This is a genomic window from Zoogloea sp. GW822-FHT05C07 (assembly GCF_058800215.1).
Map to the genome: position 1 here is coordinate 4,701,869 of NZ_CM179510.1, position 11,486 is coordinate 4,713,354.

The following is an 11,486-nucleotide window of genomic DNA, read 5'->3' on the forward strand; positions in this document are numbered from 1 at the left end:
CTAAACCGATGTACGCCAATTCAAAGATTCCCGAAAGCGCCCAGCAGGGCGTCCATGAACATCTCGTCGAGCGGGTGGCCAAGCACGCCAGCTGCGAGTTCCGCAAACCCGTCCTCGACCACAACAAGGCGGCCTTCGAGGCCAGCCTGGCCGGCTGGGACGGCAGGGCACCGCTGATCCTCGATTCCGGCTGCGGCGTGGGCCACAGCACCATCCAGCTGGCGCGGGCCTTCCCTGACCACTGGGTGATTGGCGTGGACCAGTCGGAAGACCGCCTGAGCCGCAAGAAACCTTACCCGGACGCGCTGCTGCCGAAGAACATGATCTTCGTGCGCGCCGACCTGGTGGACTACTGGCGCCTGATGGCGGATGCCGGCCTCCGCCTGGCGCGCCATTACATCCTTTATCCGAACCCGTGGCCGAAGATCGGCCACCTGGCGCGGCGCTGGCATGCGCACCCGGTCTTTCCCTTCGTGCCGCGCCTCGGCGGCCGGCTGGAGTGCCGCAGCAACTGGAACATTTATGTGGAAGAATTCGCCATTGCGCTGGGGCTGCTGATCGGCCGCCAGCTGCCGTGGGAGTCCTTCGAGGCGCCGTCGCCGCTGACCCCATTCGAACGCAAGTACCGGGATTCCGGCCAGACCCTTTACCGGTGTGTGGTGGAGCTCGATCGCCAACCGACCGTGGAGGAAACCCCGCAATGACCACCGCTCAATCCATCCCGCTGACCGAAGAAGAACTCGAGCAGCTTGAAGAACTGCTGGTGTCGGACGAAGTGCCGGCCGACTGCATGAACATGGAGATGCTCGACGGCTACCTGGCCGCAATCGTCGCCTCGCCGCTGCCCATCCCCGTGGAGGACTGGCTGCCGGCGGTGTGGACCGCTGATGAGGGTGAGGTGGGCTTCGGCTCCGGCGCGTCCCTGCAGAAGGCCATCGAGCTGGTGCTGCGCTACTACAACGACCTGATCGAGATGATCGGCGACGAAGAGGGCGACGAGGAAGGCGAGGCCGAAGGCTGGCAGCCGTTCTGTTACGCCCAGGGCGGCGACGATGACCCCGCCATCGGAGAGGAATGGAGCAACGGCTTCGAGCAAGGCTTCGAGATGTGGCCGTCCGAGTGGCCGGACAAGGTGAGCGACACGTCCATCGCCGAGGCGCTGCTGGAAACCATCCTCGGGGATGAAGAGGAAGTAGCGGTCCAACCTGACACGGAAGCACAGCTGGCCGAACTGGAAGAGAAGGGCTTCGCCGTCCAGCACCTCTACCAGAACTGGCGTGCGCTGGGCCTGCCGGCACCGGAACAGGTGGCCGTCAGCGCCGCGACGGGCGCCGCCAAGAGCGGCCCGGGCCGCAACGAACCCTGTCCCTGCGGCAGCGGCAAGAAGTACAAGAAGTGCTGCGGGGCCGACTGAATCGTGGCTGACCCCTGCCTGAGCTGTGGTGCCTGCTGCGCCAGCTTCCGGGTGGATTTCCATATCGCCGATCTGGAAACCACGCCCGGCGGCTGCGTGCCGGTAGCGCTGACGGTGCCGCTCACCGCGACGCTGGTGCGCATGCGTGGCACCGATGCTGCGGAGCCGCGCTGCATTGCGCTGGCCGGTGAGGTGGGGCGCGAAGTGAAGTGCACGATCTACGAAAAGCGCCCCGGCCCATGCCGGGATTTCGCGCCCTATGCGGCCCTCAACATTGGTGACGCAGGCTGTGCAAAGGCCCGGCGGCGGCATGGAATGGTGCCGCTCGGCGAGTGAATCGGAGCCTGCTCAAGCCGCTTGGCGGCGCGTGCGGGCTCTGACACAATCCGTGCCGACTGCAACATTTCCTTAACACACGCAAGGGGTGTCACCATGACCATTCGTTTCTCCGTTGAAGGCGAATTCATTCAGCTCGACCAGCTCCTGAAGGCCGTGGGCCTGTGCGGTTCTGGCGGCGAGGCCAAGCAACGCGTGGCGGACGGCGACGTATTCGTGGACGGGGATATCGAGAACCGCAAGCGGGCCAAGCTGCGGCCAGGCCAACGAGTGGATTTTGCCGGCGAAACCATCGAGCTGATTGCTGCGGATGTAGTGGCGACAGTGTAAAAGCCAGGGTTTTCGGTCTGACGAAGGGGCGAGCGAATCGCCCCTTTGTTGTTTGTGCCCACCGAATTTCGGGGGCTGACCCGTTGAGGCGCTTCGCCTTATCGCCTCAGCGTTCCGGACGCCGACTCGATGTTAATCCGGAAGATGTGGTGCGCGGGGAGGAGGGCATCGCTCCCGTTGATTTCAGCGCGGATGGATGTCGCCATCCGTATACATCCAGCGCCCGTCGACGTGCACGAAGCGGCTGGTTTCGTGCAGGCGGTGGGCCCGGCCGCCGATCTTGTAGCGCGCCACGAATTCGACGATGGCGTGCTCCGCATCCTGTTGCTGGTGGCGTTTCACCTCCAGCCCAAGCCATTTGGTGGGCGGGTCGTCGGCCAAGTGCAGATCGGCGGGCAGGAAGCTCGGATGCCAGGTGGCGCGCAGGTAGGTTTCGTTGCCGAGCGTGAAGGCGGTGTAGCGGGAACGCATCAGGGCTTCGGCTGTGGGTGCGGCTGCTCCGCCATCGACGTAAGGACCGCAGCACGCGGCATAGGGGGTTTGGGAGCCGCAGGGGCAGGAGGGCATGGGCGCAGGGGCATGTCGTGGACAGGGCACGGTATTCTCTGTGGGAACCCATATCTGCGGCAAGGTACATGGCAAGCTGTTTTCCTGTTTGAGATTTTCGGTGCGGAGCCGATAAGTCCGGGGGAACAGGAAACATCCGATCGATGACGGGGGGCCGGCAGTCCTGCTGTGACGTGCCGGCAATGGGGAGAAGCATGGCATTCGGGACGTGGATTAAGGGGATCCGCGCCAAGTTGATCGCGATTTTCGTGGTCATCAAGGTGGTTCCGCTGGTGTTGTTGGCGCTGCTGGCGTGGAGCATGGCGCAGAGGCTGGGCCAGAGCGTCAGCGGCCAGGCGGAATCCATGGCGGAAGTGATGCTGGCAACTGTCAAGCAGGTGGGCGACGCGGCGACTGGCGATGCCATTCACGCCCTCGACGATCGGGCCCGGGAAGGCATGGAGCGGTTGACCACCGACACGGCCCGGGCGGTGGCGGCCTTTCTGTATGACCGGGATGCCGATCTGCGGCAGGCGGCCGAGCTGACGCCCGGCGCGGAGGCCTATCGCCGTTTCCTCGCCCACCGCAGCCGCACGCTCTACGGGCACGGCCGCTGGCAGCTGTCCGCCGACAAGAAGCGTTGGGAGCCCGTCGAGCCCCAGGCGGCCGACGCGCAGTCGGCTGCCGATCCGCGCCAGGCTCTGGCGGACAATGCCAAGGCTTTCAGTGCGCGGCCATCCGAATTCCTCGGTATTCCCGAACAGCGTCCGCTTTTCGTGGAGATGAGCTTTGTCGATCTGCACGGGCAGGAGCGCGTCAAGGTCGCCACGGGAGCGCTGACGCAGCACGGTCTGCGGGATGTGAGCCGTCCGGAAGGCACGTTCCTCAAGGCCGAGCGTTACTGGCCGGAGCTCAAGCGCCTGAAGCCGGGCGAAATCTACGTTTCGGACGTCATCGGCGCTTACGTCGGCAGTCGGGTCATCGGTGCCTATCTGCCGGAGAGCGCCGGCAAGGCGGGTGTCGACTTCAAGCCGGAGGAGTCAGCCTATGCGGGCACCGAGAACCCGGTCGGCAAGCATTTCCGCGCCATCGTGCGCTGGGCCATGCCGGTGGTGCAGGGCGGGAAGGTGACGGGGTATGTGACGCTGGCGCTGGATCACGATCATATCCGCCAGTTCACCGACCGCATCAGCCCAACGGATCGGCGCTATACGCAGATCAGCGATGCCATCGTCGGCAATTACGCTTTCATGTGGGACCACAGGAGCCGGGCGATTTCCCATCCGCGGGACTATTTCATCCCCGGCTACGATCCCGCCACAGGCGAGCCGGTGGTGCCGTGGCTGGACCAGTCCCTGCATGAGGCCTGGCGGGCGTCCGGCCAGTCGGCGCGGGAATTCCTTGCCGAAGTGAAGCCTTTCGACGGGCAGTCCCTGAAGAAGAAGCCGGCTACCGCGCAGATCAAGGCGGGCACGGTGGCTCTGGACTGCCGTTACCTGAACTTCTCTCCCCAGTGCACGGGCTGGAACCAGCTGACGGAGAAGGGGGGCTCAGGCTCCTTCGAGATCTTTTTTTCGGGCCTGTGGAAGCTTACCACCGCCGCTGCAATTCCCTATTACACCGGCCAGTATGGCAGGACGCCGCAGGGCTTCGGTTTTGTGACCATCGGTGCCAACGTGGATGATTTCCACCGTGCGGCGACCGAGTCGGCCAAGCGTATCGGCGCCACCATCGACGAGCGGGACCGGGATTTCCAGACCCGCCGCCAGGATCTGCTCGAATCCATCGGGCGAAACCTGGCCGAAACGGCGACAGCCCTGGGCTTGTCTACCCTGATGATGGGAGGCCTGGTGATCGTCGTGGCGATCTGGATGGCCCAGTTCATCACCCGGCGCATCACCGACATGATCCAGGGGCTCGGCCGTTTCGAAAAAGGAGAGATGTCCCACCGGCTGGAGGTGCGCTCGGATGACGAGATGGGGCAACTGGCCCGCTCCTTCAACCGCATGGCCGATACCGTGCAGGAATCCTTCCAGCGCTCGGAGGAGGCGCGCAGCAAGGCCGAGGAGGCCTATCGGCTGAAGTCGGAGTTCCTGGCCAGCATGTCCCACGAGTTGCGCACGCCGTTGAACGGTATCCTCGGTTATTCGGAGCTGTTGCGCCTGGAACTGGCGGAACCCGACCAGCGGGAGTTTGCCGCCACCATCCACAGTTCCGGCGAGCACCTGCTCAATATCGTCAATGACATCCTGGATCTGGCCAAGATCGAGGCCGGCGGGATCGAGCTCAAGCCGTCGGATGTGGACGTCGCCGGCCTGGCCGGCGAACTTGTGGCGGCACATCGGGCCCATGCACGGGCAAAGGGGCTGGAGGTGGAGCTGGAACTGGCCTCCGACCTGCCCGAAAAGGTCTATACCGACGTGCTGAGGGTGCGTCAGGTGCTGAACAATCTGTTGAACAATGCGGTGAAATTCACCGAAAATGGCAAAATCGGTCTACGGGTCAGTCTGGATGGCGTCTGGCTGGCCTTCGCGGTCTTCGATACCGGTCGCGGCATTCCACCCGATGCGCTAGAGCTCGTCTTTGAGAAGTTCCGGCAACTGGACCACTTCGTGACCCGCGATCACGGTGGGTCGGGCCTGGGCCTGGCGCTCGCACGGGAACTGGCCCAGCTTCTGGGAGGCAGCCTGTCCGTGACGTCGAGGGTCGGCGAAGGCTCGATCTTCATCTTTCATCTTCCTGTGCAGGAGCCTGGCTCCTGATTCATCCATGAGCGAGCAGCCTCTCGAACAAAAGAAAGTCCTCGTTGTCGACGACAACGCCATCAACCGGCGTCTCGCGGTTGCCTTCCTGACTCGGCTGGGGCTGCAGACCCAGGAGGCGGAGGATGGTCCAACCGCGCTCGAACGCCTCATCGGGGGGCGTTTCGACATCGTCCTGCTTGATATCAGCATGCCGGGGATGTCCGGCGAGGAGGTGCTGGTGGCGCTGCGGGCTGACCCTCGCCTCAGCGGGCTTCCGGTGATTGCCTATACTGCCCATGCGTTACCCGACGAAAAGCAGCGCCTGCTGGATGCAGGCTTCGACGAACTGCTGATCAAGCCGATCACCTTCAAGGCTGTTGAGGATGCGTTGAGCGCCTGTCTCCGTAGGTAAGGCTGGCGCGGCGACTGCAATCGGCCTGCAAAATTTGGATTGGTGCAGCCGCACAATCCTGAGAGAAATAAAATATAATATATATAAGACTTGGCCCTGGTCATTTATAACAATGGTGCCAGTCCGTTAGGGAGAGGCGCTCCGGGCCTGCACCGGCCGGTCGCACGCGTCAGCACCACAGTCACGTAACCACCGTCTAGGAAGGATGTATCCATGCTTGAAGCCTACCGCCAGCATGTTGCCGAGCGCGCAGCCCTCGGTATCCCGCCGCTGCCCCTGTCCAAGCAGCAAACCCAAGCTCTGGTCGAGTTGCTGCAGAACCCGCCGGCCGGCGAAGAAGCTTTCCTGGTGGAACTGCTGACCTACCGTATTCCCGCCGGCGTGGATGACGCCGCCAAGGTGAAGGCTGAATTCCTGGCCAAGGTTGCCAAGGGCGAGCTGTCCGTCGGCCTCGTGTCCCGCGCCAAGGCTACCGAGCTGCTGGGCACCATGCTCGGCGGCTACAACGTCAAGCCGCTGATCGACCTGCTGGGCGACGCCGAAGTCGGTGCCGTGGCCGCCGAAGGCCTCAAGAAGACCCTGCTGGTCTTCGACTTCTTCCATGACGTCGCCGAACTGGCCAAGGGCGGCAACGCCAACGCCAAGTCCGTGATCCAGTCCTGGGCCGATGGCGAGTGGTTCACTTCCCGCCCCGCCGTTCCCGCCAGCCAGAAGCTGACCGTCTTCAAGGTCACCGGCGAAACCAACACCGACGACCTGTCGCCCGCTCCGGATGCCTGGTCCCGTCCGGACATCCCGCTGCACGCGCTGGCCATGCTGAAGAACCCGCGTCCGGGCATCGAAGCCGACGAGCCGGGCGCCCGTGGCCCGCTGAAGCAGCTCGAAGGCCTGGCTGCCAAGGGCAACCTGATCGCCTACGTCGGTGACGTGGTCGGTACCGGTTCTTCCCGCAAGTCCGCCACCAACTCCGTGCTGTGGTTCACCGGCGAAGACATCCCCTACGTGCCGAACAAGCGTTTCGGCGGCGTCTGCCTGGGCTCCAAAATCGCCCCGATCTTCTTCAACACGATGGAAGATGCCGGCGCACTGCCGATCGAAATCGACGCCGGCCAGATGGACATGGGCGACGAGATCGAGCTGAAAGTTGACGACGCCACCGGCAAGGTTACCGCGCTCAAGAACGGTGCCGTGATCGCCGAGTCCCAGCTCAAGACCCTCGTCATCCTCGACGAAGTCCGCGCTGGCGGCCGCATCCCGCTGATCATCGGCCGTGGCCTGACCACCAAGGCCCGTGAAGCCCTGGGCCTGGCTCCGTCCACCCTGTTCCGCCTGCCGCAGAACCCCACCGATGACGGCGCTGGCTACTCCCTGGCCCAGAAGATGGTCGGCCGTGCCTGTGGCCTGCCGGAAGGCAAGGGCATCCTGCCGGGCACCTACTGCGAGCCCAAGATGACCACCGTCGGTTCCCAGGACACCACTGGCCCGATGACCCGCGACGAACTGAAGGATCTGGCCTGCCTCGGCTTCTCCGCCGACTTGGTGATGCAGTCCTTCTGCCACACCGCGGCCTACCCGAAGCTGGTGGACGTCAAGATGCACCGCGAGCTGCCGTCCTTCATCTCCACCCGTGGCGGCGTTGCGCTGCGTCCGGGCGACGGCGTGATCCACTCCTGGCTGAACCGCCTGCTGCTGCCGGATACCGTCGGCACCGGTGGCGACTCCCACACCCGTTTCCCGATCGGCATCTCCTTCCCGGCCGGTTCCGGCCTGGTCGCCTTTGCCGCAGCCACCGGCGTGATGCCGCTGGACATGCCGGAATCCGTGCTGGTCCGCTTCAAGGGCACGATGGCTGACGCCACCGCTCGCGGCATCACCCTGCGCGACCTGGTCAATGCGATCCCGCTGTACGCCATCAAGGCCGGCCTGCTGACCGTCGAGAAGAAGGGCAAGAAGAACATCTTCTCCGGCCGCATCCTCGAAATCGAAGGTCTGCCGGATCTGAAGGTCGAACAGGCCTTCGAACTGTCCGACGCCGCCGCCGAGCGTTCCGCCGCTGCCTGCGCCGTGGCCCTGAACAAGGCGCCGATCGTCGAGTACATGCGTTCCAACATCACCCTGATGAAGTGGATGATCGCGGAAGGCTACGAAGATGCCCGCACCCTGAAGCGCCGCATCAAGTCGATGGAAGAGTGGATCGCCAACGGCACGCTGCTGCAGGCCGACGCTGCCGCCCAGTACGCCGCCGTGATCGAGATCGACCTGGCCGACGTGACCGAGCCGATCCTGGCCTGCCCGAACGACCCGGACGACGTCAAGGTGCTGTCCGAAGTCGCCGGCGACAAGATCGACGAAGTGTTCATCGGTTCCTGCATGACCAACATCGGCCACTTCCGCGCCGCGGGCAAGGTTCTGGACGGCAAATCCGACATCCCGACCCGTCTGTGGATCGCTCCGCCGACCAAGATGGACGCCCTGATCCTGACCGAAGAGGGCTACTACAGCGTCCTCGGCAAGGCTGGCGCCCGCATGGAAATGCCGGGTTGCTCCCTGTGCATGGGTAACCAGGCACAGATCCGCAAGGGTTCCACCGCGGTGTCCACCTCGACCCGTAACTTCCCGAACCGTCTGGGTATCGACACCCGGGTGTACCTGGCTTCGGCCGAACTGTCCGCCATCGCTGCCCTGCTGGGCCGCCTGCCGACCGTCGCCGAGTACCAGGAAAAAGTCCAGGCGGTTAACGCCAAGGCGGCCGATGTCTACCGCTACATGAACTTCGACCAGATCCCGGCCTTCGTTGAAGTCGCCGATACCGTCGAGGTTTGATGTCCGGCAGATAAGCCTCGCTAGGCCCTTGAAACCCGCATCGGTAACGATGCGGGTTTTTTTATTGCTTGTCGTGAATTGTCAGCCCGTTTGAGAGCTAACTCATTGATGAGAAATGAAAATTATGCCAGAGTAAAAAACCATCAATCATTACTTCAAAAGCATGCTTTCGAGCCTGAAAATCCGCTACCGACTGGCCTTGCTCGTCGTCGGAGCGTTGTTGTTGATGCTTGCAACCGCTGGCTATGGGCTGATGATCCTGCGTGGCTCGATCCTCGAAGACAAGCGCATCGAAACGCGAGAAATCGTTGACCTTGCCTACAGCATCGCCGAGCACTACGGCAAGCAGGCGGAGAGCGGCAAACTCACCCAGGACGAAGCGAAGGAACGGGCTCAGGTCGAAATTGCTGCGCTACGCTACGGGGGAGGGAATTACTTCAGTCAGTACGACACGACATACCGAATGGTCCGACATCCCTTCAAGCCGGAACTGAACGGGAAGGATCAGAGCGAACTGAAGGACAGTACCGGCAAACGCATCGTCTATGAACTGGTCGAGGCCGCCAAGCGCGGCCAGGGCGAGTTTGTCGAATACCTGTGGCCGCGTGGGGCCGACAAGACCCCGCAGCCCAAATTGGCAACAGCCCGGCTGTATGCGCCGTGGGGCCTGGTGGTAACTTCCGGCATCTACATCGACGACGTCGATACCCAGTTCCTCCGGGCGGCCGGGGTGATCGGCATCGGTATCGCTTGCGGCATCCTGCTGCTGGTGATCCTCTCCTGGTTCATCGCAATCAGTATTGCCCGGCCCTTGACCCAGTTGAGCGACGGCATGCACCAGGCTGCCGCCAGCGGAGATCTGAGTCGGGCGATCGACGTAGGCAGCGGTGCCGAGATCGGCGCCATCGCCCGAGCCTTCAATGCTTTGCAGCAGAAATTTGGCGAGATCATTCGCGACATCTCCGCCAGTTCGCAACAGGTCCTTGCCGCCTCCGAGCAATTGACCAACAGTATCCAGCGCATCGAGCAGAGCAGCACGCGGCAAAGCGATGCCGCCGCCTCGACGGCCAGCACCATCGAGGAAGTCAGCCAAAGCATCGCCAGCACCACCAGCAGCCTGCAGCAATTGACAGGGATTGCCGGCTCCTCGCAGCAATTGACGCTGGAAGGGCGCAGTGTCGTTGCCCAGGCTTCCGGAGAAATGAGCCGCATTGCCCAATCGATCTCCGGCACGGCCCAGGCAGTCGACCAACTCGGCGAGGAGTCCCTCCGCATTTCGGACATCGTCGCAGTCATCCGCGAGATCGCCGATCAGACCAACCTGCTGGCGCTCAATGCCGCCATCGAAGCGGCCCGCGCCGGCGAGTCCGGCCGTGGCTTTGCCGTCGTCGCCGATGAGGTGCGCAAGCTGGCTGAAAGAACCGCCCAGTCGACCGGCCAGATCACCAGCATGATCGGCTCGATCCAGTCGCGTACCGAGCAGGCGGTGAAGCAAATTGGTCTGGTCTCGAGCATGGCGTTGAACGGGGTGAGGCTGGCGGAAAAGGCCGGCGACTCGGTCACCAGCATCAATGGCAGCGTCGGCGAAGTCAGCCAGATCGTCGACGACATCGCCCGTGCCGCCGAGGAGCAGCACGCCGCCAGCGCCTCGATCTCGGGGCATATCGAAGACATCTCCCGGCAGGCCTTCGAGAACACGTCAGCGATCCGCGACGTTGCCCACGCTGCGCAAAGCCTGGAAGCAATGGCGGTAAACATGCGCGAGCGTATTGCCCGCTTCCACGTCTGATCGTCCGGCTCAAGACCTGCGCCAGCATTTTGTCAGTCTGCTCGCCAGGTACGAACCGGTCTGCGGTAGATCCGCAGGCTGGGGTGTGGATGAAAGGGGCAACGTCCTCCTGGTAGAAGCCGCCATCTGCCCCGAGCGTCTAGCCTCCCAGGCGCAGCGCTTCGGCGAGCAGTGCCTCGGCCATCGGGGAGCGCGGCTGGCGGTTGAGCAGGAGGAGGCCGGTGGTCCATTCCACGACGGGTTCGCGCAGGTCGTAGGCGCGGATGCCGTTGGGGATGCCGATCAGGTCGAGCACGGCGCGCGGCACGATGCTCGACCAGTGGCCGGCGCCCACGTGGGCCAGGATGCTGACGATGGAGTCCGTCTCCAGCGTTGGCTGCGGCTTGTGGCCGATGGTCGCAAAGACGCCGTCGATGGTCTGGCGGTTGTGCATGTTGGGGGGCAGCAGGCACAGGGGCAGCTCGGCGGCCTCCAGCCAGGTCACCCATTCGCGCCGCTCGAAGGGGCCGCCGGCGGGGGTGATCAGCACGTGGTTCTCGCACCACAGCGGCGTGGCCGACAGGTCGCCGGTTGCCGCTTCCAGGTAGGTGATGCCCCCCTGCAGCTCAAAGCTGCGCAGCCCGGCAAGGATCTGCTGGGTGCTCATGGACAGCACTTCGATATCCACGTGCGGATGGTGGCGCGCAAAGGGTGCGGTCAGCGCGGCGACGGCGGTGAGGGCGGTGGGAATGACGCCCAGCCGGAGCTTGCCCGACAGGCCGTCCTGCAACTGGGCGAGTTCCTGGTGCAGCCCTTCGGCGCGGGCCGCCATCTGGCGTGCGCAGTCGAGCACCCGCTCGCCCTCCACCGTCAGCCCGGAGAACTGCTGCCCCCGTTCGACGATGGTGACGCCCAGTTCATGTTCGATGTCGCGGATGGCCGCCGACAGCGTGGACGTCGACACGTGGCAGGCTTCGGCGGCGCGCCCGAAGTGCCGCTCCCGGGCGAGGGCGATGAGGTAGAGGTACTTGCGGGCGATCATGGGGCGGAGTTGGCTGCAGGATGGTTCGATTATCGCCCAGTGTGGGGTTTCCCGACTGAGCAGGCGAGCGC

Annotated in this window: 10 protein-coding genes; 8 read left to right on the forward strand and 2 right to left on the reverse strand. The window is 64.0% G+C overall.

What is annotated here, in order from left to right; all coding sequences use genetic code 11:
* The first annotated feature begins 8 nt into the window (after positions 1–8).
* The 4 genes from trmB to AC3QL2_RS21700 all read left to right on the forward strand — a co-directional run bounded on the left by trmB (position 9) and on the right by AC3QL2_RS21700 (position 2,080).
* Complete coding sequence (trmB, locus tag AC3QL2_RS21685; protein WP_493232393.1) at positions 9–704, forward strand: tRNA (guanine(46)-N(7))-methyltransferase TrmB; 696 nt, start codon at positions 9–11, stop codon at positions 702–704.
* The gene (locus AC3QL2_RS21690) at positions 701–1,414 is read left to right on the forward strand and encodes a UPF0149 family protein (protein WP_493232394.1); all 714 of its coding nucleotides are present in this window, start codon (positions 701–703) and stop codon (positions 1,412–1,414) included. Before trmB ends, AC3QL2_RS21690 begins: the two co-directional genes overlap by 4 nt.
* Positions 1,415–1,417: 3 nt before the next feature.
* Positions 1,418–1,750 (forward strand): YkgJ family cysteine cluster protein, encoded by a 333-nt coding sequence (locus AC3QL2_RS21695; RefSeq protein ID WP_493232395.1) that lies wholly within the window; start codon positions 1,418–1,420, stop codon positions 1,748–1,750.
* Positions 1,751–1,846: 96 nt separating this feature from the next.
* Positions 1,847–2,080: an RNA-binding S4 domain-containing protein gene (locus tag AC3QL2_RS21700; protein ID WP_493232396.1), complete on the forward strand. Its 234-nt coding sequence runs from the start codon at positions 1,847–1,849 to the stop codon at positions 2,078–2,080.
* A gap of 183 nt (positions 2,081–2,263) precedes the next feature.
* On the opposite strand, the gene AC3QL2_RS21705 is transcribed toward AC3QL2_RS21700, so the two are convergent.
* The gene (locus AC3QL2_RS21705; protein ID WP_493240303.1) at positions 2,264–2,551 is read right to left on the reverse strand and encodes a YchJ family protein; all 288 of its coding nucleotides are present in this window, start codon (positions 2,549–2,551) and stop codon (positions 2,264–2,266) included.
* Between the two features lie 290 nt (positions 2,552–2,841).
* Between AC3QL2_RS21705 and AC3QL2_RS21710 the strand changes: the two genes are divergently transcribed.
* The 4 genes from AC3QL2_RS21710 (at position 2,842) to AC3QL2_RS21725 (ending at position 10,394) form a co-directional block, all read left to right on the forward strand.
* Positions 2,842–5,388: a sensor histidine kinase gene (locus tag AC3QL2_RS21710; protein WP_493232398.1), complete on the forward strand. Its 2,547-nt coding sequence runs from the start codon at positions 2,842–2,844 to the stop codon at positions 5,386–5,388.
* 7 nt (positions 5,389–5,395) lie between these two features.
* Entirely contained in the window at positions 5,396–5,782 is a 387-nt protein-coding gene (locus tag AC3QL2_RS21715) for a response regulator (protein ID WP_493232399.1), read from the forward strand.
* A 213-nt stretch (positions 5,783–5,995) separates the two neighbouring features.
* Entirely contained in the window at positions 5,996–8,605 is a 2,610-nt protein-coding gene (gene acnB, locus AC3QL2_RS21720) for a bifunctional aconitate hydratase 2/2-methylisocitrate dehydratase (RefSeq protein ID WP_493232400.1), read from the forward strand.
* Between the two features lie 226 nt (positions 8,606–8,831).
* Complete coding sequence (locus AC3QL2_RS21725; RefSeq protein WP_493240305.1) at positions 8,832–10,394, forward strand: methyl-accepting chemotaxis protein; 1,563 nt, start codon at positions 8,832–8,834, stop codon at positions 10,392–10,394.
* A 139-nt stretch (positions 10,395–10,533) separates the two neighbouring features.
* Here AC3QL2_RS21725 and AC3QL2_RS21730 read toward each other — a convergent pair whose 3' ends face one another.
* Positions 10,534–11,415: a LysR family transcriptional regulator gene (locus AC3QL2_RS21730; RefSeq protein ID WP_493232402.1), complete on the reverse strand. Its 882-nt coding sequence runs from the start codon at positions 11,413–11,415 to the stop codon at positions 10,534–10,536.
* Between the last annotated feature and the right edge of the window lie 71 nt (positions 11,416–11,486).